The organism is Bradyrhizobium sp. 22, from assembly GCF_000482425.1.
In the GTDB taxonomy this organism is placed as follows: domain Bacteria; phylum Pseudomonadota; class Alphaproteobacteria; order Rhizobiales; family Xanthobacteraceae; genus Bradyrhizobium; species Bradyrhizobium japonicum_B.
Map to the genome: position 1 here is coordinate 114,957 of NZ_AXVG01000029.1, position 22,971 is coordinate 137,927.

At 59.0% G+C, this 22,971-nt stretch carries 16 protein-coding genes; 2 read left to right on the plus strand and 14 right to left on the minus strand.

What is annotated here, in order from left to right; all coding sequences use genetic code 11:
• Positions 1-129 precede the first annotated feature (129 nt).
• The 6 genes from K410_RS0100595 to K410_RS0100620 form a co-directional block, all read right to left on the minus strand.
• A complete protein-coding gene (locus tag K410_RS0100595; protein WP_028133045.1) occupies positions 130-531 on the minus strand; it encodes a DUF1622 domain-containing protein in 402 nt (133 codons plus the stop codon).
• A gap of 166 nt (positions 532-697) precedes the next feature.
• On the minus strand, positions 698-1,618 hold the full coding sequence (copD, locus tag K410_RS0100600) for a copper homeostasis membrane protein CopD (protein WP_028133046.1): 921 nt from the start codon (positions 1,616-1,618) through the stop codon (positions 698-700).
• A complete protein-coding gene (gene copC / locus K410_RS0100605) occupies positions 1,618-1,986 on the minus strand; it encodes a copper homeostasis periplasmic binding protein CopC (RefSeq protein ID WP_028133047.1) in 369 nt (122 codons plus the stop codon). Before copC ends, copD begins: the two co-directional genes overlap by 1 nt.
• A gap of 67 nt (positions 1,987-2,053) precedes the next feature.
• Positions 2,054-2,347: a copper-binding protein gene (locus K410_RS0100610; RefSeq protein ID WP_028133048.1), complete on the minus strand. Its 294-nt coding sequence runs from the start codon at positions 2,345-2,347 to the stop codon at positions 2,054-2,056.
• A gap of 47 nt (positions 2,348-2,394) precedes the next feature.
• Positions 2,395-3,762: a multicopper oxidase family protein gene (locus K410_RS0100615; protein ID WP_028133049.1), complete on the minus strand. Its 1,368-nt coding sequence runs from the start codon at positions 3,760-3,762 to the stop codon at positions 2,395-2,397.
• A gap of 34 nt (positions 3,763-3,796) precedes the next feature.
• Positions 3,797-5,239: a TolC family protein gene (locus K410_RS0100620; RefSeq protein WP_245269298.1), complete on the minus strand. Its 1,443-nt coding sequence runs from the start codon at positions 5,237-5,239 to the stop codon at positions 3,797-3,799.
• A 1,489-nt stretch (positions 5,240-6,728) separates the two neighbouring features.
• Here K410_RS0100620 and K410_RS39180 point away from each other — a divergent pair.
• Positions 6,729-7,121, plus strand: a complete 393-nt coding sequence (locus tag K410_RS39180; RefSeq protein WP_155253171.1) for a hypothetical protein — start codon at positions 6,729-6,731, stop codon at positions 7,119-7,121.
• A 377-nt stretch (positions 7,122-7,498) separates the two neighbouring features.
• Here the strand turns inward: K410_RS39180 and K410_RS39185 are convergent, their stop codons facing one another.
• On the minus strand, positions 7,499-8,104 hold the full coding sequence (locus K410_RS39185; protein WP_155253172.1) for a hypothetical protein: 606 nt from the start codon (positions 8,102-8,104) through the stop codon (positions 7,499-7,501).
• A 910-nt stretch (positions 8,105-9,014) separates the two neighbouring features.
• On the minus strand, positions 9,015-10,832 hold the full coding sequence (locus K410_RS36270) for a DUF3141 domain-containing protein (protein WP_080672078.1): 1,818 nt from the start codon (positions 10,830-10,832) through the stop codon (positions 9,015-9,017).
• 276 nt (positions 10,833-11,108) lie between these two features.
• Between K410_RS36270 and K410_RS0100640 the strand changes: the two genes are divergently transcribed.
• Complete coding sequence (locus K410_RS0100640) at positions 11,109-11,369, plus strand: hypothetical protein (protein WP_028133053.1); 261 nt, start codon at positions 11,109-11,111, stop codon at positions 11,367-11,369.
• Between the two features lie 378 nt (positions 11,370-11,747).
• Here K410_RS0100640 and K410_RS0100645 read toward each other — a convergent pair whose 3' ends face one another.
• From K410_RS0100645 to K410_RS0100675, 6 genes are all read right to left on the minus strand, one after another.
• A complete protein-coding gene (locus K410_RS0100645) occupies positions 11,748-13,556 on the minus strand; it encodes a glycoside hydrolase family 17 protein (protein WP_245269299.1) in 1,809 nt (602 codons plus the stop codon).
• Positions 13,557-14,921: 1,365 nt separating this feature from the next.
• Positions 14,922-15,695, minus strand: coding sequence for a cytochrome c3 family protein (locus tag K410_RS0100655; RefSeq protein WP_063831397.1), 774 nt, complete (start codon positions 15,693-15,695; stop codon positions 14,922-14,924).
• A gap of 119 nt (positions 15,696-15,814) precedes the next feature.
• On the minus strand, positions 15,815-17,017 hold the full coding sequence (locus K410_RS36275; RefSeq protein ID WP_080672080.1) for an OpgC domain-containing protein: 1,203 nt from the start codon (positions 17,015-17,017) through the stop codon (positions 15,815-15,817).
• Between the two features lie 132 nt (positions 17,018-17,149).
• Positions 17,150-20,344 (minus strand): efflux RND transporter permease subunit, encoded by a 3,195-nt coding sequence (locus tag K410_RS0100665; RefSeq protein WP_028133056.1) that lies wholly within the window; start codon positions 20,342-20,344, stop codon positions 17,150-17,152.
• The gene (locus K410_RS36280) at positions 20,341-21,786 is read right to left on the minus strand and encodes an efflux RND transporter periplasmic adaptor subunit (RefSeq protein WP_080672102.1); all 1,446 of its coding nucleotides are present in this window, start codon (positions 21,784-21,786) and stop codon (positions 20,341-20,343) included. The genes K410_RS0100665 and K410_RS36280 overlap by 4 nt, the downstream gene beginning before the upstream one ends.
• A gap of 91 nt (positions 21,787-21,877) precedes the next feature.
• Positions 21,878-22,270, minus strand: a complete 393-nt coding sequence (locus tag K410_RS0100675; RefSeq protein ID WP_028133057.1) for a FixH family protein — start codon at positions 22,268-22,270, stop codon at positions 21,878-21,880.
• Positions 22,271-22,971: the final 701 nt, after the last annotated feature.

The window sequence follows — 22,971 nt, forward strand, 5'->3', positions numbered from 1 at the left end:
GGCGGTTAAGTATGGCTGATGTCTGGTCGGAACCCGCCTCCATCGCTGTCGCCGCTTCGTCCAGCAGCAGCATCAGCGGAATAGGTGAATAGGTCGGATGAATGCCAAGTGCTGGGGCGCACTCGATGATCACAGGCCTTCACTCTGGATTTTGCTTTCTTCCTTTCTACGCCAAGGCAGTCGTCCATCGACTTCGATCTGAAGCGAGAAGCTCAAAAGCGTCCGGATCATAATAATCACGGCGAGTATGCCAAGACGTTCAAACGTCGGTACGATCGCGACCATTCCGATGATATCGGCCGCGATGAAGAACTCGAGACCGAGCAGAATCCCTCGCCCCAAATTGGCTCTGTAGGAACGATAGGCTCTCGTCCACTCTCCGCTCGCAAGATCACGCGCCATCCATGTGGTAGAGACAAGCACCCCCAACAGGATGACGGCGACACCAAGTATTTCGATCCCTGTTGCAATCCAATGAAGGGTGTGGCCTAGCCCATTCCGAACTTCGCCGCTGAGCAATAGATCCGACATTCGTGAGCGTCCTTCAGGTGGCTCGACCGCGAGCCCCACCAGTGGCACCGGTCGAAAAAGACCTTCTCAGCTCAACGTTCCCAAACGTAAGATGTCGCCGCGGGCGGCTGCAGGGCCAGTGCAGCCAGCACCGGGGCCAGGTTCGATTGAGGAGAATGCTTCTCGCTCACGGGACGATCGCCGGCTGCATGGTCCCCAGTATACTTACAACGAACAGGACCAAGAGTCCCAACAGCTGCTCGCTCACGATGTGGTTCCGCAGCTGGCGAAGGTAGTCGATGGTACCCGAGCGGCATGCAACGGCAGATGATTTCTCCAGCGCAGGAATAAGCCAGAACCTGTTGGCTACGGCAAGGCCGAGCATACCTATAAAAAGCACAAGCTTCACCGCCAGAAGCTGCCCGTACCCGGACGTCAATAGGGCGTAAACCGAACCGACCAGCAGCCAACTGTTGATCAGACCCGTTCCGACGAGAGTCGCGACCGCCAAATAGCCCATACCGGAAAAGCGGACGAGGACGTCGTCGAGCGGGGACACGTCATCAGGTGTCTTGCAGTAATGAGAGACCAGGTAGGCGAGTGGCAACAATCCTCCAAGCCAGGCTCCGGCGGCAAGAAGGTGCACCCCGTCAGCCAAGACATGAACAATGCCGGCCCATCCTTCCTCGACTTGGGTATGGCCAGTACCTGCTAACGAGAAGAGAAGTACGGCCGCGAGAAGGGATATCATCACACTTCCCGCGACATACGTCACCCCACTGCTCATCAGGACCACTATGAGCAAGGCAAGCAGCATGCGCCAGGTCCAGAGAGTGCCAAAACTCGTGTGCTCCGCGAGCAAGAGAGTGTCCGGATCGAGCAGACCGGAAACATCGCCGGTCATGCTTGCGACAGAAAAAAAGAACCATGCGATTCCGCTCACTATCGCCAGAAGTGCCGCCAAAAACAGCAGCCGCCCTCTCCAACGGAAGATTCGGTCTGGCTCTCGGCCTCGGTATGCGTAGAGGGGAAATAGCGCCATGCCAAACAGGGTTGTTGCCGCTATGTACTGCAGCAGTCGCGATGCTACGAGTCCAATATCTATCATCAGCGTCCCACGCTGAATGAGTAGCTTCCCTTGACGCGATGGGTATCGTCGGAGACCGCGTGCCAATCCACCTTGTAGTCTCCGGGCGCGAGGTCCTGCTTCATTGGGACGATCAGAATCTTCTTGTTTGCGCGATCCGTATCTGACTTCCCGACTGGAATAAGCTTACCGCTTGGATCCCTGAGCTCGATGCCTGAGAATTGCGGAATGACAGCTTCGTTAAATATGATTCGGATCTGCTTCGGCGCAGGCGCGGTCGTGCCAGCAGCCGGCTCCGCAGACTGAAGCTGCGGGTGAGCTTGCGCCAGCGAGGTAAACAGGAGGACCGCAACTCCAGCCGCGGCGCCATATTGAAATGCCTTCGACATTCTTTCCTCTTCCTTGTGAGATCTGGACTGGACGGCGCCGTCTGCGCAGCGACGTCCAGGATCAGGATCACTTGCCCTTCTGGATTTTGGTTACCGCGAAACCGTTGTCTGATTTCTCCGCCTCGAACGTAACCTTGTCACCCACCTTCACCTGCTTAAGCATCGCAGGGTCCTTGACGCGGTAGACCATCGTCATCTCCTCATCCATGCCAATGCTCTTGGCAGGTCCATGCTTCAGGGTGATCTTGCCCGCGCTCTCGTCGATTTTCTTGACTTCGCCCTTGATGTCTTCCGCCGCAGCGGCTGTCACCAACATGGCCGCCACGAGCACGGCGCCTGCCGTTTGGATCAGTTTGTTCATCGCATTCTCCTTCAGATGTCTTCGTTTGTCCCAGTCATAGCTCTGCGTTACATTTTCATCCCTTTCATCGCTTTATTCCCGCCATTCTTAGTCGGTGATTTCGGAGCTCCCTGCTCTTCCCGAACTGGCTGCGCCGCCGGCGTCTCAACTTCATAGGCAACGGTGCCTTTCGGGAATTGATAAGGACCGGGATCGCGGTAGTCGTCTTGCGCAAGTTCTTCCCGGATCTTCATGACCGTAAACATGCCCCCCATCTCGATCGGACCGAACTGTCCGGAGCCGGTCATCATTGGCAAGGTGTTGTCCGGCAGTGGCATTTCCATCTCCCCCATCGCCATGCCCGTCGATCCCATGGCCATGGAATCGGGCGCGAGCTTCTTGACCGCTTTGGCAATTGCTTGCTTGGGGACCCCGATCAACGTCCTGAGATCGTGACCCATCGCATTCATAGTGTGATGCGATTTGTGGCAGTGGAAGGCCCAGTCACCAGGGTTGTCGGCGATGAGGTCGAAGGCGCGCACCGCACCGACGGGCACGTCGATCGTGGTCTCCGGCCATTGCGCACTCTCCGGCACCCAACCGCCATCCGTACAGCTTACGGAGAAGCTATGCCCGTGCAGGTGAATCGGGTGATTGGTCATGGTGAGATTGCCGATTCGCACCCTGACCCGATCGCCAAGTCTAACCGGCAGCGGGTCGATCCCCGGAAACACTCGGCTATTCCAGGCCCACATATTGAAATTGGTCATCTCGGTGACCTTAGGAAGATAGGTTCCGGGATCCATATCGTAGGCGCTCATGATGAACACGAAGTCGCGGTCGACAGGGCGGAACGCGGGATCCCGCGGATGGACGATGAACATTCCCATCATGCCCATGGCCATCTGCACCATCTCATCGGAATGCGGATGGTACATGAACGTGCCACTCTTCTTCGTCTCGAATTCGTAGACGAAGGTCTTGCCCGGTTTGATGTGCGGCTGCGTCAAACCACCGACACCATCCATTCCGCTCGGCAGAATCATGCCGTGCCAGTGCACGGTCGTCGCTTCGGGAAGCTTGTTGGTGACGAAGATGCGGACCTTGTCACCCTCGACCGCTTCGATCGTTGGTCCCGGCGACTGCCCGTTGTAGCCCCAAAGGAACGCCTTCATGCCTTCCGCAAATTCGCGCACCACGGGTTCAGCAACCAGATGGTACTCCTTCCAATCTCCGTTCATGCGCCACGGCAGCGACCAACCGTTCAGAGTCACGACAGGTCTGTAATCCGGGCCACTGCTCGGATGAAGCGGCGGCTGCATCGTGACCTTGTCCATGATTGGCGCTTCCGGGATTGCAGCAGCCTGAACGCGGCCGCTGATCGCGGTCGCACTGACGAGCGCAGCAGTACCTAAGAAACCTCTTCTCGAGATCATCGCTCACTCCATTGGTTGACTGCCAATACTTCGATTAATTGGGAGTCGATGCTACGGCAGACACTGTTGTGATTCGTCCTTCCCTGCCGGAGTCGCCGGACCCGCCGCCGTTGACGGCTGTCTGGAGATCGGCCGTTGCTAGCCAGAAGTCGCGTTTTGCTTCCGTGGCGGCGCGGAGAGAGGCAACACGCTGTCGCGCTTCAGCCAGCACCGCAAAGACGTCGACCTGCATCGCGCCGTAACGCAGCTCCGTTTCGTCGGCGATCACCTTGCGCAGCGGCAGAACCTCGCGTTGATAGTGGCCGGCGATATCGTAGAGCGAGCGATAATTGCGATAAGTTTCCCTCGCCTCCGAGCGCACATTGACCGCCCGCTCCGTCAAGCGATTGAATGCCTGGTTATAGATCTCAGTTGCTTGCCTGACCCGAACTTCCCCTCCATCAAAGATAGGGACCTGAAATTGCAGCTCAAAGCCGCGCTGTCGAAACGGGCTGCCCTCTGGCTCCTTGGTGCGACTATCAATTCCCGCCAAATCCAGGAGCGTCACAAATCGGGTTGCCTCGGTCAGATTTTGCGCCCTGGCTAACGCGCCGAGCTCGATCCGAGCGATCTGCAGATCGACGCGATGTGCAACCGCATCGACCTCTATGAACGGCAGACTCTTTGGCCGTCGCGGCAGGTCAGGCAGGCGACTGGGAAGCTTGAAGTTCAGCTTCTGGTCCCAGAGCCCCATCGCCCGCGCAAGCCGCTCTCGTGAGCTCGCGGCCTCTTGCCGCGCGGAGGCAACATCCGCAGTGATCTCTGCGTAGAACACCTGCTCGCGCGCCTGGTCGAGCTTGTTCATCGACCCGGTCTTGCCGAGTTTCTCGGCCAATTCGGCGATCGCTTCCGCAGAGGTTTTCGTATCGTTCAGCACCACGGTAAGTTCATTTGCCCCAACCGCCCGGTAGTAGGCTCGCCGCGTCTCGGCTGCAGTTCGAAGCGTTTCAAGGATGGCCCGGAATTGGGCTGCACGAAACCGTTCCCGTGCAATCTCGGCGCGAAAAGGAAGCGTCGCGAGAGCCAGAATATCCCCAACTACCTGACGGCTGGTCTCGAAGGCCGCGTCCCCACTCACTCTTGAGATCGAAAAGACCGGATTGGGCGGAAGGCTCTGCTCGACGGAGTCTGCTTCGGCCAGGGCCAGTTCATTAAATGCAGCCTGCAGACCTTTGTTGTTGAGGAGGGCGATCTGGATCGCCGTTTCGACGTCGAGAGTCCGGCCGAGCAGCCTCTTTACCACTGCTTCCGTCGTGTCGGCGTCCTCGGCCGTGCGCACCGCAACCACGTCTTTTTGGATCGTGGCGCCGACACCGTCTGCGACGAGCGTCATGCCGTGGTCCGGAGAGAAGTTTGCACAACCGGCCAGCATCAGCGTCAGCACCAGCAATGACGAGCCGGCGATGACGCGAGGGTGCATCGAGTATGAAGTTCTCATCGTTTCCACTCCTACTCGGACTTGGCGGCCGGAGGGGTCACGCCCTGATTGTGCTCCTTCCAACCGACTGGCGATGCCGGCCGCAAGCTGGTGTAGGGAGCGACAGTCGAGCGATAGGAAGCGCCGCGGACTCGCACCCCGGGGTCCGCGGGATCCGGTCCCGCCAGCGGCGGTGCAATCTGAACACAGCCAGCTAGGACGGCGGCGGGTATCAGCGCCAGCGCTGGATTCCGCAGCTGCGCCAAGCGCTGGCATGCGACCGCACGTATTCGGACGCGGACCGCTCCGAGAAAATCGAACATGGATAGGAATCCTGACCAATTGACATGAATCACCTGGCCCGCGCTGGTGCGCTGGGCCATGCGTCAGCTTAGTCCGTTTGGTCAGGAAATCGGAGGACGGTAGTGCCGAGGCGGCGCGTTATCCCTCAAGCGGAGGTACGCCTCCGGCAGGTAGGAAGAGCGCTGTGGGGTCGGCGTCAAGATCTCAGCACTTCCGGCTGGCAGCCCGGGCACTGAAATCAAGCTGCAGCAGGTCGCGCCGCGAGGAGCCTTGGCCGGCTGATCTTGGTCGACGCGCCCATTGTTATCGGCCGATGCGTCGTCGGTGACGACGCTCGCTCCTGAGGCGGCTACATGATGATAAGCGTCACCATGCTCGTGATTGTGCACCACGACGCCTTGCTCATGACTGTCGCGGGGCGAGCAGTGCGATGACGCAACAGCAAGGCTAGGGGCGAATGCGCAAAACGCATACACGAGAGCAAGGACATATCCCGCTCTTCGCCGACCCGCGTTCGTCAACCACGACAACATACAACCGTCTCTACCATCGTTCGCGCGTGCGGAAAAGCCGACAACATCGAATTGCCGCGTACTGGACCATGCGCTCCGCCCGGCTCACGGTAGCCGAGGTGTGTCGCATATATACCCGTTCGGGGTACCTGTTGCAATATATCGCAGGGATCTCTCCCGCGAATCATGCGCCCGCCCCATCGCTGCGGACGGACTGCACACATGAATATTGATGCAAATCAACAACGTAGAACCAACATATAATAGGCTTGTTCTATCATCGCCTTGAAGGAGCGGAGTCATGATGGAACCTCGAATTCAAGTCCAAGAATGGCTACCGGTCTCTATAGTCGCGCCGGATGGGGATCTGGAAATCGGAGTCATGGATTATGATGGCCTGATCGTCGCGCTTCCCTATCCATGCCACAGAAGCGGAGTGGGCTTTGTGGACGCCGCAAACAGGAGGCACGTTGATATTCAGCCGACCCATTGGCGGAAATGGAATGCCTCTCGTGAGGGAGGCGGTCCGGTGGAGCTCCCGCGAGCGGAGCAAAGCTGACGATTGTATCCGGATCGCCTTCTTAGAGAGCGCTGGCATTACCTGCTGCAGGGCCGACCTCGCGCGCACGCTTCCTGAAAGACACCCCGGCGTAAACGTAGCGCTGACCATTGGGGTTACGTCCGGAGCAATCTCTATGAAAATGGTGTTTAATTTGGGTGCGGCCGCGATCGGTTTGCTCTTCGGCGTGTTGCCGGTAATAGCTGCGAGCGTTGTGAGCGACCGGCACTGGTCGACCAATCATCTGGCGCAACTTCCCGCTGAGCTACAACGTCGCGTGTTGGTGCTGCAGAGAACCTGCGGGTCCGAAATCTCCGCGCAACACTACTTTTCGACATCGATTGAGATCGGCAAGGAAGGTTTCCGGGCCCTTCACTTCCAAGATCAAGTTGCCAAAACAGGCAATCGATTTGCACTGAAGGCGGCTGTTTGCACGAGATCTACAGGCGACGCAACGGCACCTTCGGAAAGATCTTCGGCCTATTCGCGCAGGATGTCCGAATGGAAAGCTATTCGGGAACCCTATTGATCAGAGCTACGCTCGGCAGCGAAACGCAAAGCTTTCGCTGGACCGGACGCACGTTCGTTCGAGCGCACTAATTCGTCCTCCACGTTCATCGAGCGCCGCTCCGGGCGGCTTTCCCTTTGCGACTTTTGATAGGTATATATTGTGGATGATGCGCGGGGTCTGTCCGCTGCACAGCAGCTACCTCCCGTCGCGGCGCTGTATGCATACCTCTCGGCCAAGCTCTGTAGGTCCATTGCTATTGATCAAGCTTCGCGACGATTGCATGGCTGGCCCGGCCGAAACCGCGACTCTGAAGCGCCCCTCCTCGCCTCATACGGTCTCTGCTTCAATACAATTCTGTAAGCTCTGTGCCGATTCGGGTCCGTGAACTGCAATGATCAGGTGTTCGCTCGCTCGTCACCGGTCGACACATCCGGTTCATACCAAAGCTCCTTGATCACCTTGAGAACCTTCCTGCTGACATGCAGATTGCAATAATGTCCCGGCTGGCCGGAAACCGTGCCCGACTTGCGCCTGGGATTGTAGGTACAGACCTGCTCGTTTCCGCCCTGCGTGAGCGCACGCGAGGTCGCGATGCTGATCGCGCACTTTTCGAGGTGCGCAGGTGGTATTTTCGTTAATTCAGGATTGGTGCCGTCCTTGGTGATGAGCTGCCCATAGAAATCGAGCTCTTGCTTGACGCCGGCCGCGCGTAGCCTTTCGACGAAATTAAGCGTCTTTACGCGATCCTTTACCAACCCTGTTCTGCTCACCCAGACGTACATCATCAGCAGTGGATACGGACCAAAGAAGAAACGCGATCGTTTTCGGATTGGCTCAGCCAACAGAGAGGCAAGACCTGCTCCAAATCCGATCCCAAAAATCGCAAACCCAGAATACATCCAGACTCTGTGATAATCTGCAGGCAAATGCTCTCCCAGCATCAGGGGGAACAATGCCAATATGATCCCGATCAGACACAAGGAAATGCCAATGCGATTCATGATTGTACCCGGGTGAGTCGCGAGGCCACCGAACGGATGGATGCGGCTCCTTAAAGTTCTAGCCTTCATCGGCTGGCAATTCACTCTCTTGTTGGACGTCTCCCGGTAGACTAGACCCAGCTAAGACAGTACTCAACTCCTGCTCGGGCAACGCGCGAGATCGGAAGCGTTGGTTTCAAGCAACGGGATTCCTGCTGATTACTCGTAATGGCTGCATCAGCTGCAGCTGCCCGAAGGCGCTATGTTTCAACAAGGATGGGTCCTCGTTGGTGGATCCGCGAACTGACAAGTTCGGCGTGCCTGGTTCGCCCAGATGATCTAGTACCTAGGGTCGATGGTTGTAGGGCCCGCGCCAGGGCGCTCCACAACATTTCACTCTGTAGAGGTCGAACACGGGCAGATCGAAGACTCCTCCACACGCTGCCGCCCCTTCCTGCATCGGCGTTAACTTCTGCCTGCCACCATCTGCGATCCCGGCCGTGAGAACTCGACGCTCACGACGGCGTCCGCAATTCGCACAGCATTTCGCTGCATTGAACAGCGCCGCAAGGATCTGGTATTCGTGCGGGGTGCCTAGGCACGTGGCCACGCAGCCCTTGTTCAGCGGCGCTCATGATCAGTTCCTTGATGTTCCGCAGGCACGAGACTGAAATAGGCCGTCACCCCTCTTCGGGTGTTCAGTTGCTGGGTTTGCAACTCTGTCCTCGCCGTTGATGGCTCATTCGAAATATACGCGAGGCTCCCAGTCCGACCGCGAAGGCTCCAAGGAGAAGCGCAATCGCGTAGGCTGGCTAACCATGGCGGCAGCTTTCGGACGCTACACTTAAAGACTCGCTGAGCTTCGGATTCGGAGACAAAGGCGAACCCTATGGGCGTTGACACCATCGCGTTCGATCTTCAGACTACGGAATCACCTCGATAGCACATCATTTGGCCCCGGTAACCGGCCGTAGAGCAACTCGAACCATCGCTCATAAGTCGTATCGCGCTGCCGTCGCGCTTCGGTAATGGCGCCGCCTATCGTGTCGAAAGCCTTGAGCTCTGCAGCCTTGTAGGGGTTCGTATCAGGGGCAACATGCCGGTCCTGTCGAATGGACGACGCGAGCGGCATCAAGATCGACGACAATGGATTGAAAGCGGTAGCGAACATCAACCGGCTGGTTCGCATCGGGTGGAACCATTCGAGCAGCAGGGCAGACAAGGGCGTCGAGGTGGCTCTCACCCAATTTCCGAGGGTTGCTGAGTAGAGTTCATCCAGCCGCGACGAAACCTCGGCCACGCGCCGAAACGCAGCTCGGTTCTCCGGAAAGTGCAACTCCTCAACGCGCCGCTCCTCGAAGTGGATGGTATAGGCTTCGCGTTTGCAATCGGGATTGCCGGTCGGATTGTCGATCCTCATCTCATAGAGACCGGGCGCAAGCGCGGAGATTCGATCAAGGTGCTCGAGAATCGCGCGGTGTTCGAGACGCGCAACGCTGGCAGAGACAAAAATCCCGAGATGCCCGACGTGAGGATTGATGAGATACACGATCCGCTGGCCGGCGCGCTTCAAGTCTTCGGTGCTGCCGTAGACCGTCGGGATCCACCCAAGCGCCTGGTGGGGTGGGGTGATGTTGTCGCCCTGCGAGGCAAAAATGACCATCGGATTACGGACGCGGCGCAGATCGGCAAAGCAGCATTCGCACACCCGCAACAGGCCTTGTTCGAACTTATTGCCGATGAAGAGATTTTGGACAATGGCGAGCATCTCTTCTCGGCTGAGAAAATAGAAGCCGTTCCACCACCGCTCGAATTCAAGAAAGCGGTCGCGCTCCTCATCGACGTGAGCAAGGAGATTGGCATACTTGTCCCAAACCGCCTCGGGCTTCAGGTTCTCGAAATTCTGCACGAGCCATGCTCCATCGAACCGGCCGTTGCCGAGATCGGCGGTCAGGTGCGTGAGCCATGCCCCGCCCAACAATCCGCCGGACACGCGAGCCGGGTTGATGCCCGGTTCACCACTCCAATAAGACAAGGGCGAGCCGTTCAAGACGGCTGGTCCGGCGAGCCCCTCGCAATCCGCCGCCAGGATGGCGATTGCCCATCCGGCCTGACAGTTGCCATAGAGGATCGGAGGCGTTCCATCGTGCCTCCTCGATACCTCCACGACGAACCGGCGAAGCGCATGCAGTACGTCGGCAATGGTCTGGCCCGGGGCCGGATCGGGATAGAACAACACGAAGTAGACGGGATGCCCCTCGTGCATGGCGATCCCGACTTCCGAGTCGCGTTTGAAGCCCCCGATGCCTGGACCATGCCCGGCGCGTGGGTCGACGATCACAACCGGCGGCTTTGCTGGATCGAGACAGTCGTCGACGCATTTGTCTCCATATTTTCTTATCGCTGCCAACGCGTAGTTGACGGGCCGTTCAAACTGACGCGCGTCCAACAAGATTTCGTAGTCGAAATTGAGCAACGGCGGTTTGCCGGCTCGCTCATGAGCAATCATGTTGTCAGCACGTTGCCGGAGCGCGTCCCAGAACAGGATGGTTCGCTCCCACAAATCGCGTCCATACGCGAATGCGGTGGATACGCTAGGCTCGCCTGCGCCCTGCGGGGCGCCAAAATCCGGTCTTTGCAAATATGCCGGTTGTTGAGGCTCCGAAATTGCTTGCAGGCGAGCGGCTTGCACCGTCGTCGTCGGAACGACCTGATCGACTGTTGGGTTTGCGGCGGGAGCAGTTGGCATGGGTCGCCTCGAAAGCTGTTCGACACTCAACAATCGACCGGTTTTGCCTGCCGAGATTTGCGCCAAATCAACCCCATGCTTCTTCTCATAACACACCTTGGTAGGAGGTCTCGCAACCGGCTCCCCGCAAGCATGCGGCGCATTTTGCTGAAATTTCAGGCAGCACAGAGGGTGCTAACAGAATGCGCTTTTGACATGAATCAACTGGCAGAGGTTCGATTTTGCTTTTATCTTTAGACCTAAGGTCGCAATTGTCGTTGCCAGGAGAAGGAAATCATGAACTTGACAAAGATGCTCGCCATCGCTGCCGTCGCCGCCCTCGCCGCGGGGTCTGCTCTTGCCCAGAGCACGCAAACGACTCCCGATACCGAGAAGAATGGCCACCATTATTCCGGTGGCCCGAAGACCGAGGTCCCCCATCACATGGGAAAGAAGGACATGGGCATGTCTTCCGGTAAGAAGAAAGGTGCTGGCGGAAGCCATCATTACAGTGGGGGGCCAAATTCGGATGTCCCGCATCACACGGGTGCGAAGTAAGGCTGAAACAAAGCAGCTGCAGGCGCTCAGCGCCTTTATCCGTCGCAGTCCCGCTACCCCGTGGCGGCTGGGCCTAGAGTTTGGCGCGTTTACGGGAGTGAATGGCACGGCATCAAACGGGGAGCAGGGCTCCCGCGGGACCGATTTAGGTGCGCGAGCCTGGGCGCGACCCTGTCATAGTCACGATACCGCCCAGTGTCACCAGCGCTTGCGTTAAGAGATTGTTCCAGGCCATTCGCAAGAATGGCCTGACCTGAGAACGATAGCAGCATACTTGCGCAACACACCGCGAGTGGGTGCTCGCCACACCAAAGCACCGAACGCAAGTAGTGCTGCCGTTGGATGATGTGCCATGAAGCTACAGGACTCTCGCCATTCTCAGGCACGCGCGCGCCACAGTGTAACAGCCAGCAGTACATACGCAGCGCAAGTCCACAACGATTGCCAATTGGCCGGCCCCTCGTTGAACCCTATGTAGATCGCCGCTCCAAGAAAAACGCCGGCAAAAATCGATTCCGCCAAAGGGCGGTTTCCTTTCCTCGGGGGATTGAGCGCCGTCATAGCCGCAAAAGGCACCGCCGCCATGGTCAGCGCCGCGAAAGGAAAGTCAATGAATCGTGGATCAAACACGAGGCCGAGTGCGGTCGCCGTGCCGATCACGACGATTACGATCAAGACCAATCCGTGCATGATCGCCAGCAGCGATTCAGTCCGGTAGCCCCTCGGACCCAGCACGTCCAGAAAACTCGGCGACGGGCGACCCGACATAAGGGCGTTGGCGCCAAAAACCGGCGAAGCAGTTGCCGCGGCCAGAAGCGAGCCCCACAGAAGCCAGCCTCCCGCTCCGTAACTTTCATCGAACATCTTCTGGGCGGCCACCCCAAACAGGATTCCGGCTGTGCTTGCCGATAGTCCGACCGCAAGCCATGAGATGAGCCGGGGCTCCCCCGGCTTGCGGCGCAAGGTCAGCCAGGCCGCGCCGAATACGAGGACTGCCAGCGCCATTCCGCTGTACATTTGCAGCTTCCAGAGCGGAAAATTGCTGATCGGAATGCCGGGCGGATATTTCAGCGTGCGCTGCACGGAATCGAACAGGCCCCAGGAGCCGCCGACCGTGCCCTCGATGTCTCGCTTCCACGATTCATCGTAGGCCTCGAACGGGTTGACTCGGAAATTCTCGCGCCGAGCGAGATCGAGGACCTCGGAGACCACACGAGCCTGATTGACGCGCGAGGGCAGCGCTGACTCGCGCATCCGCCCCTCGCTTGGCCAGCCAATTTCTCCGATCAGGATTTCCTTGCCCGGAAAAGCCGACGCGATCCGCCGGCGGATGGTATCGACGTGCGCGGCAGCAAATTCGGCCCGGATCGGCACATTTTCCCAGTACGGCAGGATATGAACCGTGACGAAATCGACCGCGTCGTAAAGTTCGCGGTTGCTCAGCCAGAACTCCCAGACGTCGGCATAGGTGACGGGAACGGCAACCTGCGCCTTGACCGAGCGGATCGTAGCGGCGAGATCGGACGCGGTGATGTCATGACGCAACAAGGTCTCGTTGCCGACCACGAGCGCGATGATGGTTCCCGGAAACTGTTTGGAGAGGCGTATCGCCGTTGCGATCTGCGTCGCATTCTTCTGCCGGTCCTTATCAAGAAAAATGCCCTGAATGACCTTGAGGCCGGCCTTGGCCGCAAGTTCGGGAATTTGATCGAGACCGAGATCGGTCGCATAGGTGCGGATGCAGTCGGATATTTTCGCAAGCTGGACGAGATCTTCCGCGATCTGTTCGCGCGACACTTGCGTCGCTGGCGACAATGACGTCTGACGGCTGCGGAAGGGCGCGTACGATATGCATTGTAGCTTGTTGTTCGGATCGATCGGTGCGCGCACCAAGCTGACGGGTGTGCCCAGCCACCACCACACCGCGGCGACAACGCCGAGGGATATCAGGAGAAGCGTCAGCGGCGCGCGAAGAAAAAACGGGGGCCTCCTTACAGAACTGATGCGCCAGGCTTCTTCAGTGTGCGAGTCGGCACGCCGCCCACCGTATTTCGGGAGTGCGGTCGCGGGCAGCCGCCAGGCATCAGTTCGGTTCTCAAACAGCATATTGAGATGCCCTAGAAGGTGGCGCACCTTACCGGCGACGTTCCGGACATAGTTGATCCGGATCAACCCACGATTGACCATTGTTATCGCCCATTGCCGTCGGCTAGGCCCTTCCCACTTAGAGAATGCGAAGAAATGTCGGGGCGCACTCTACACGACAGAACCCGCATTTAATGGCAGCGACATAATGCCGCCGGCCCACACCGGTATCGGCCTGCTGATCATGAGCACGACAATCTGCCGCGCCGCTCCGTCGCAGATACAATGCTCCTTTCCGCAGGATCATCGTGATGACCTGGGATGATGCGTGTGGGGCGCAAGCTTCATGGGCAACGGTCGAAACCGGCTGGAACAAACGCCGGGATGATGGCGGGATGGCTGCGACTTCGCCGTTGTGAAGACTCCCGTGGGATTGCAGATGCAGCTCCCTGATCCGGTCGCGGCCGTATTGATCGCGGACCGGCTTGCCATCCGTGAGGCGGCGGCTCCCGGTTCCCTTGGCGAAAAGCTGGCGGTCCAGGATCTCGCCCCGAGTGGTGTCGGATCATCCAGCCGAGGTTCTGCCTCAGCTTGTCATAGTTGGGGATGGAAATCTGGCAGGAGTCCGCAGCCATCAGCACTTTCGAGCCGGAAAAGGCGCGGTTCCACTGGCTCGCCGTCTCCAGATGGGCCTCTCGACCTTCGAGGGCGCGACGCGTCGCGCAATCCTTCTCGCGTACTGTTGCGGCAAGCCCGAACAGGTACTCCACACGGTTCTGCTCGCACCGCGCCATCCCTCGCGCGCAAAGCGATGCTGCCCGCACTGGGTCGATGTCCGAGGAGCGCAGCTTGGCTGCCAACAGATGCCGACTGCAGAACACGCAGAGCGGTCGATAACGCAGCAATCGGAACAGCCATGGAAGAAGCGTCCCTCCTGATGCCCGTACGGCGGGCCGTCGGTGGCGTCGAAATCGAGGATGATCCTGCGCCGGCGGTCGCGTGTGCGCTTCCAGGAACAGCGCACGGGCAGCGCCTCGATCCCCGCTGCATCATGGGCGAGCCTCTTCCTATCCAGCGCGAGAATAGCCGTTCCAGCTACAAGACGGTGCCGAGGGGACTGCTCAAGATATGGATTCGCCGCTTTTCGGCGTCCTCTTTCGCTTTTTGGCGTGAATCTCATCGTGAATGCTCCCTTTGAGAGCCGGGCCAGGCGAGGTTAGGACTTTCGCCGGCCTGCTCTGTCTCGCCGGCAAGGAGCATGCCGATGCTCCGGCTTCTGTAAGCAAACCGTTCAGGAAAAACGCCGATATGCCTTCGCAATCTCGCTCGCATTAACCATGCAACACTCGGGATGCCAGTCAATCAGGCTTGGCCCAGCATCTTGCGCTGCGACACATTGCGCTTCTGCATCATTCGCTCTGCAAGAAAGACCGCAAAGATGCTATCCGTCATAGCCATCTTTGCGGACTAGTGATGCTTCAGCCATCCGATATCTTTGATGTCATTAAACGAGTCGGTTCGGTGACAAAGATGACACTGGTTGACTTCAGCATGCTCTTGACCGGTGATCATGCGGTCCATCATTACGAAGTGCTCCATGTAGTGGCTGGGCGGAGCCTGATGGCATTGGGCGCAGTCCTTCGATGTCACAGACGGATGAACGTAGCCCGCGACCTGCCACGCGGTAGTTTCGTGGCACGCCGCGCAGTCCTTTCCGAATAATTCGCGGTGCGGATCCCGATTGCTGTGGCAGTTCATACAATCGAGGCCGGTTCTCTGCTCTGACTGCGAAGCAGGAATTCCCAAAACGCCCTTGAGGTCGTCGACCATCTCTCGGGAGATGGAGAGATGTTGCGGCTGGCCAGCCGGCGAGCGAGCGGCTATTTTTAACAGCGCGGAATGATCCATCGTGATCAGTCGGCCCGTACCCTTATGTTCGGGGTGGCAGTCGCGACATTGCTGTGCAGAAGCGTGGAAGGCGGTCGACTGCTTGCCTAAATCGCCCGCTGCGGTCGCATGACATGAGATGCAGGAGGCCGCCTCGATGCCGCGCAACGGGGTATGGCATGCTTCGCATCTTCCGCCGATAAACTCATGCTTGGCAGAGAGTGGCAGCGGCTGAACAGCGCCCGCAAAATTGGCCGTCACCATCGAACCACTTCGATATAGTGGGATGCTGATAAGCCCTGCCGCAAAAACTCCGGCCGCGATCAGCCCGACATAGAGAGGCGCGAACCTCACGATCGTTCCCTCGGTGTTCGAGAACGTCGCCTCGTGTAGAATTCTTCAACGCCATCAGCGAGAGCAAGCGCCGCCTTCTTCGCTCCAAGCTCTGTGCCTCTGAGCGTCTTCATGCCATTCTATCCCTTCGTGGCGCGCGCTTCGTGATGCGCGGACTTGTCGACGCGCTTCGACCAGGACCTATAGTACGCGATAGTGGTTAGTATCCAAAGCCCAGCGACCCCCACGATGAGCTGAGCAATCATGCCATCAGAGGTCAACTCAAGGACGACATGCGCCAAAAAGGAGAGGAATACACCAACGCAAAAGACCTCAAGCGATTGCTGACCACACTTGATCAAGGGCCGCAGCACCGGCGATGTTAACACTCGCGCGTGCGAAGGCAGGAAATGGACGACGACGAGCGCAAGGCTCAACAGATGCAGAACGCGATAGGGCGCCAGATTCGTCTTGTCATTCGGCGTGAACAGTTCGAACAGTGCGTCCGGGAAGAGCTCTCGCAGCAGAGGGATCGGCTGAGCCAGCGTCATCAGAAGACCGAAGATCAAAAAGCTCATGCTGACCGCGAGCGCAGCGCGCGACCTCACCAGAAACTGCACGGTCTGCGCCCCGCCCACAGCAAGCCAGCCGCCCAGAAAAAAGACGAGCTGCCAGGTAAACGGGTTGAAGTACCAAACACCGGCGGGATAGGACGGCAAGTTCCACTGGAAGTGGCGCGCCGCGAGGTAAAGCAACACTGAGCCGATCAGCACGCCGTTCCGGAAGCGCAGCATCAGCCACAGAATGGGTGGAAACGACGCCATCAAAACGATGTAGAGCGGCAGCACGTCGAGATTGAGGGGCTTGAACTTCAGGATCAGGCCCTCACCCAGCGTCTCCACCGGATGGTCCATCAAATTGCGGACATTGAACTGGTCCATCAGGTGCGGCACGTCAAAATTGTGCGCCAGATAGTGCACCGCAACGGTATAGACCAGGAAGATGAGCAAATGCGCTACATAGAGCTGCCAGACCCGGCGCATCAGGCGCGTGGCACCAATCAGGAATCCACGCTCCAGCATCATCCGCCCGAAAACGAGCGTGGCGGTGTAGCCCGAAATGAACACAAACAGATCCGCACCATCGCTGAAGCCGTAGTTGCGCGTCGTAAACCAGGAAAGGACGGCATCCGGGATGTGCCCGAGGAAGATCGCCCAGTTTGCGAAGCCCCGGAATAAGTCCAGCCGCAGGTCCCGCTGGCTGGTGACGAAAGCCGCCCTCACCCGCGTCCATCCTCTCAGCGCGGACTGGCTTGCGCCGGCTTCATGAACGCCATCGTGCACGGATTCACCACCGCAGCTGATAGGTTGAGAGACACGAGCGAGCAGGCTCGGGGGATGATGATGTCGCTGCCATGTCTTTCGAGAGCCCCTCAAGTTCAGGCGGCAAACTTGTAGTGTCCATTACGGATGGCCTCATTCGGCTGGCTCGGGAACAAGGCGAATACGGGCAGTTGGCTTGCTGACCGACGGACGTCCCGGCTTCTGGTCGCGATCTTCATCAGGTAATCCAACACCCCGGACTAGGCCAAAAATGGCCGGGATGACGATCAGCGTCAACAAGGTCGATGAGATCATGCCTCCGATCATCGGCACCGCAATCCGTTGCATGATCTCGGACCCCGTCCCCGTGCTCCACATGATCGGGAGCAAGCCTGCCATGATGGCGACGACGGTCATCATTTTCGGTCGCACCCGCTCGACGGCGCCTTCCATGATCGCAGCGTAAAGATCGTTGCGAGTTAATGCGCGACCTTCGAATTCCCGCTTGATCTTCATCTCGGTGAGTGCGTGATTGAGGTAGATCAGCATCACGACGCCGGTTTCAGCTGCGACCCCGGCCAGTGCAATGAAGCCGACGACGACCGCAACCGACAGGTTGAAGCTGAGCCACCACATCATCCAGAGCCCTCCGACGAGCGCGAATGGCAGGGACAGCATCACGATGGCGGTCTCAGTGAGTGAGCGGAAGTTGAGATAGAGCAGGAGAAAAATGATGGTGAGCGTGACCGGGACGACGATCTTCAGCCGCGCGGCGGCGCGCTGCAGATATTCGTATTGGCCACTCCAGACCACATAATAGCCAGGCGGAAACTGGACGCTTGCCGCTACCGCCTGCTGGGCATCGGCGACATATCCGCCGATGTCGCGGTCGCGGATGTCGACATAGATGTAGGTCGAGAGCTGTCCATTCTCGGTCCGGATCGATGTCGGACCGCGCTTTGTGTCGACCGTTGCGACCTCTCCGAGCGGCACCGCGCCACCGGCCGGCATTGGCACCAGAATATCGTTTGCGATCGCCTTCGGATTGTCCCGGAGATCCCGCGGGTAGCGCAGGTTCACCGTAAAGCGTTGCCGCCCCTCCACTGTGGTGGTGACGGCTTGGCCGCCCAGCGCACTGGCGATCGTGTCCTGGACATCCTGAACCATCAGGCCATAGCGAGACAGCGCCACCCGGTCCGGATTGATCTCCAGGTAATAGCCACCAAGGCTGCGCTCCGCGTAGGCGGAAGACGTGCCGGGCACCGCCTTCAGCACCGGCTCGATCTGCTTGGCCAGCCTGTCGATCTCGGCGAGGTCGGTGCCCATCACCTTCACACCGATCGGCGTGCGAATTCCGGTCGAGAGCATGTCGATCCGCGCCTTGATCGGCATGGTCCAGGCGTTGGAAACGCCCGGGAATTGGAGCGCCTTGTCCATTGCTGCAATCAGGCTGTCGATCGTCATGCCCGGACGCCACTCCTCCTTCGGCTTTAGATTGACGACGGTCTCGAACATCTCGGTCGGAGCAGGATCGGTGGCGGTCGACGCGCGGCCGGCCTTGCCATAGACGGAGGCGACCTCCGGAAACGATCGAATGATCCGGTCCTGCATCTGCATCAATTCGGCCGCCTTGGTCACGGAAATGCCGGGCAGGGTCGTCGGCATATACAAGAGTGTGCCTTCGTTGAGCGCAGGCATGAACTCGGTACCGAGCTGGCGGGCCGGCCATAGCGTCGCAGCGAGCACGGCCACCGCGAGCAGGATGACCAAGATCTTGGCGCGCAGCACACCTTTGATGATGGGCCGATAAATCCAGATCAGGAAACGGTTGATGAAGTTCTTGTGCTCGGGAACGATCTTGCCCCGCACAAAAATCACCATTAGAGCGGGCACGAGGGTCACTGATAACAGGGCTGCGGCTGCCATCGCGAACGTCTTGGTGAACGCAAGGGGACTGAACAGGCGCCCCTCCTGCGACTCCAGGGTGAAGATCGGCATGAACGAGACGGTGATGATCAGAAGACTGAAGAACAACGCCGGACCAACTTCGGAAGCTGCATCGATCAGGATGCTGATGCGCGACTGGTCTGGCTCGGCGCGCTCCAGGTGCTTGTGCGCGTTCTCGATCATGACGATGGCGGCATCCACCATCGCGCCGATCGCGATTGCGATGCCCCCTAGGCTCATAATATTCGAGCCCAGCCCAAGCAGCTTCATGGCTCCGAACGCCATCAGCACACCGACCGGCAGCATCAGTATCGCGACCAGCGCGCTGCGGACGTGCAGCAGGAACAGCACGCAGACGACGGCAACCACAATGCTTTCCTCAAGCAGGGTGTGCTTGAGCGTATCGATCGCGGCATAGATCAGGTTGGAGCGGTCATAGACCGGCACGATCTCCACCGATTTCGGCAGGCTGGTTGCGATCTCGCTAAAACGCTTCTTGACATTCTCGATGACGTTGAGCGCGTTCACGCCGAAGCGCTGCAGCACGATCCCGCTCGCGACCTCGTTTTCACCGTTCAGTTCGGTAATTCCGCGCCTTTCGTCAGGTCCGAGTTCGACCCGCGCGACGTCACGCAGCAGAACCGGGGTGCCGTTGCTGGTCTTAAGCACGATGTTGCCGAGGTCGTCGATGCTCTTCAGATAGCCCTTGCCCCGGATCACATATTCAAATTCCGACAACTCGACGGTGCGGCCGCCCACATCCGTGTTGCTGGCGCGGATGGCCTCTCGAATCTTTTGCATGCTGATGCCGCGATCGCGCATGCGCTGAGGATCGAGGACGACGTTGTACTGCTTGACAAAGCCGCCGACGCTTGCGACCTCGGCCACTCCTTCGGCCTTCGCCAGCGCGAATTTCAGATTCCAGTCCTGGAGTGTTCGCGTCTCGGCGAGATTCATCTCCTTCGAGATGACCGCGTACTGGTACACCCACCCCACCCCGGTCGCATCTGGCCCGATGGTCGGCGCAACTCCCACGGGCAGGCGGGAGGCGGCACTGTTGAGAAACTCGAGCACGCGCGAACGCGCCCAGTAAATGTCGGTGCCATCCTCGAAGATCACATAGACGAAAGAGACGCCGAAAAAGGAGAACCCGCGCACCACCTTGGACTTCGGCACTGTCAGCATCGCCGTGGTCAAGGGGTAAGTGACCTGGTCCTCCACCACCTGCGGCGCCTGACCGGGATATTCGGTGTAGACGATCACCTGCGTGTCGGACAGATCGGGAATTGCGTCCAGAGGCAGGTGGATCAGGGCATACAGCCCCGCAGCGGCTGCAAAGCCGGTGCCGAACAACACCAACAACAGATTTCGTGCCGACCAGGCAATCACACGGGAAATCATTTGTGGTCTCCCGTGTGCTGCGTATGCCCTGAGGTGTCGCTTGCATCCGAACTTGTCGCCGCCTGTGCAAAGCTTTTCAGAGCGGCTTTGAGGTTGCTCTCCGCATCAATTAGGAAGTTCGCCGTTGTCACGACAGCTTCGCCTTCGGCAAGGCCGTCTCTGATCTCGGCGTATCCACTGCCCCGTCGGCCTAGCTTGACCTCGCGCGGCTCGTAGCGCCCCTCCCCCTTGTCGACAAGAACGGCCTGTCGGGTGCCGGTATCCAATACCGCACTCTCGGGGACCGCGAGCGTAGGAGCTGAACTTGCGGTGTCGATTTCGGCATCGACATACATGTCCGGAAGCAGTGCAAAATCGGAGTTGGACAGTTCAATTCGCATGCGGGCTGTGCGGGTATCCCGGTTGACCTGCGGATAGATCACGCTGATGGTTCCGGTAAACGTCCGGCCAGGGAAGCTGCGAGCCCGGACATTGACGGGCTGGCCGACCGCGACGCTGCCGAGGTCGCGCTCGGCCACATCGACCAGCGCCCAGACCGACGAAATGTCGGCGATCCGAAAGAGTACGTCGCCGGGTTGCGCGCGCATTCCCTCAACCGCGTTTCGTTCAAGGACTATACCGTCTCGCGGCGCGGTCCATTCGATCGTCACCGGCGCAACGCGCGTCTTGTCCATCGACGAGATGACCCGCTCAGGAACATCCAAATTCATCAAGCGTTGTCGCGAACCCCGGCCGTACTCCTCCACACCTCCGGTGGTTTTCGAGGTGATCGTTGTGAGGTACTCCGCAGCGGCAGACGCGATTGCCGAACTGTAGATTTGCATCAGCGGCTGGCCGGCCTTCACGCGCGTGCCGGTTGTGACGTCAGCGATCTTCTGCACGAAGCTCTCGGACCGCATTGCAATGACCGAGACACGTCGCTCGTCAAGTTGGATAGTCCCGGGTGCCCGTACCGGCGTGCGCATGATCCGATGCTCGACCGGCTCGGATTTTACTCCCGTACGCTGGATTTTGCCCGGTGAGAGCTTGATCGAACCGTCGTCCGGCTCATCGCCCTCATAGACGGGCACATAGTCCATCCCCATGGGATCTTTCTTGGGTATCGGCGAAGTATCCGGTAGGCCCATGGGATTGCGATAGTAGAGAATCTTGCGCGGCCCGTTCGCGTTTTGAACCTGAGCCTTTTTCCCCGGGGGCTCGAGTGATGGCTCCTGATCGTCATAGACTGGAAGATAGTCGATCCCTCGCTGGTCTTTTTTGGAAGCGGCCGACCATAAGGGCGCTCCGCTGGGATCGCGGTAATAAAGCACCGAGCGCTCGGCGGCGGATGCCGGTGGCGCCGGATGCAAGAGTTCTTGTAATAGCGGCTGTTGGGCCGACCAGTAGCTGGCCGCGCCCAGCACGATTGCGAGCGCGAGCTTTGTCATGATGGAGTGTTTCATCGTCGTTACCTTGGAAGGAGGGCTGTGAGGCGTGTTGAGCTGCATCAAGAGGCGCAACGGCTTGACGGCATTTCGCATTCGAAATGCGCGCCTATTTGCTGGCCTTGATCACGACCTTGCCGGTCACCGTCTCCTGCTCGCCTTGGACCTTGGCGGCAACACTCAGCTGATAGCGTCCTGGCATCGGCAAATCAGCCGTGAACGGATAGATACCTGGCTCCTTTGACGGTAAGGCCGTCACTGGGGATTCCATTTCCGCCATTCCGTCCGGCGCCATATCGACCCGCGAACGAAAGATCACCGCATCAGTGACTGGGTTTCCGGTCGCCTTGTTGATCAGGCGGACCGCAATGGGGACGTCCTCCCCCTTTTTCACCTCCGCGCTTACAGGTTCGAAAACGTAATCGCTGGCCGCGGCCCAGGCGTGCTCAGCAATGGCTGTTGTCGCGGCAAGCGCCGCAACGGCTGCAATCTTCCACTGCATGGTTTTCCCTCTCTGACTGTCGCGATAGTGCGTCACGCGCGGGCGCGAACGGGCTCCCGCGGTTGCAGTGCCAACAGTCAGATGCGAGGAGGCTTGAAAGGGGGACTTCCGCGGTGGAGCGAAGCGACCTGATCCAGCGGGGTCGGCAGCCGATCGCCACTGGCTACTGGGGGATTGAACCAGAAGGGTGATGCGAAACCGATGCTAGCTGCTTGCGCCGCGCAGAAGGCCATCGGGCATTGAGCCTTCTGCTGGTCGCAAGGCTTGACGTCGATGTCATCTTGACAACATCCGTCCTCGCCCGCCGAGGACCCCGCCATCGTTTGCTGCCCCGCCAGTACGTTCATGGGTGCGGCAAACCCCACCGTCGGTAGCAGCGCCACCGAGACGGCGATGATCAGGGCAAATATCGGCCGAACAAGGCGCATCGCGTTTCAACCACCTGCGTGGCCATACTGAGAGAGGCAAGAGATTGTCAAGATCCTCCTTTTAGGAGATTAAGGATATTCCCTCGGACGTTCCTTGATCCAGCTCAAACCCCGGTGCTTTCTCTACCCTGTCCGCACTCGATCACCATAGGTGGAGCGCCCACGACTTTCCCGGACAGAAGTGATGCGCCCCGGCGTAGCGATCATCCGTGTTGGTCGAAGCCGCCATTGACACCGCGCCCGACCTCAACTCAGCTCGACGTGGCTCTGATT

Coding starts and splice junctions, on each gene's coding strand:
- K410_RS39180 (WP_155253171.1), top strand. CDS start 6,729: ATGAAAATGGTGTTTAATTTGGGTGCGGCCGCGATCGGTTTGCTCTTC.
- copC (WP_028133047.1), bottom strand. CDS start 1,986: ATGTCGAAGGCATTTCAATATGGCGCCGCGGCTGGAGTTGCGGTCCTC.
- K410_RS0100615 (WP_028133049.1), bottom strand. CDS start 3,762: ATGATCTCGAGAAGAGGTTTCTTAGGTACTGCTGCGCTCGTCAGTGCG.
- K410_RS0100610 (WP_028133048.1), bottom strand. CDS start 2,347: ATGAACAAACTGATCCAAACGGCAGGCGCCGTGCTCGTGGCGGCCATG.
- K410_RS0100620 (WP_245269298.1), bottom strand. CDS start 5,239: ATGAGAACTTCATACTCGATGCACCCTCGCGTCATCGCCGGCTCGTCA.
- K410_RS36270 (WP_080672078.1), bottom strand. CDS start 10,832: ATGCCAACTGCTCCCGCCGCAAACCCAACAGTCGATCAGGTCGTTCCG.
- K410_RS0100645 (WP_245269299.1), bottom strand. CDS start 13,556: ATGGTCAATCGTGGGTTGATCCGGATCAACTATGTCCGGAACGTCGCC.
- K410_RS39185 (WP_155253172.1), bottom strand. CDS start 8,104: ATGAATCGCATTGGCATTTCCTTGTGTCTGATCGGGATCATATTGGCA.
- K410_RS0100640 (WP_028133053.1), top strand. CDS start 11,109: ATGAACTTGACAAAGATGCTCGCCATCGCTGCCGTCGCCGCCCTCGCC.
- copD (WP_028133046.1), bottom strand. CDS start 1,618: ATGATAGATATTGGACTCGTAGCATCGCGACTGCTGCAGTACATAGCG.
- K410_RS0100675 (WP_028133057.1), bottom strand. CDS start 22,270: ATGCAGTGGAAGATTGCAGCCGTTGCGGCGCTTGCCGCGACAACAGCC.
- K410_RS36280 (WP_080672102.1), bottom strand. CDS start 21,786: ATGAAACACTCCATCATGACAAAGCTCGCGCTCGCAATCGTGCTGGGC.
- K410_RS0100665 (WP_028133056.1), bottom strand. CDS start 20,344: ATGATTTCCCGTGTGATTGCCTGGTCGGCACGAAATCTGTTGTTGGTG.
- K410_RS0100595 (WP_028133045.1), bottom strand. CDS start 531: ATGTCGGATCTATTGCTCAGCGGCGAAGTTCGGAATGGGCTAGGCCAC.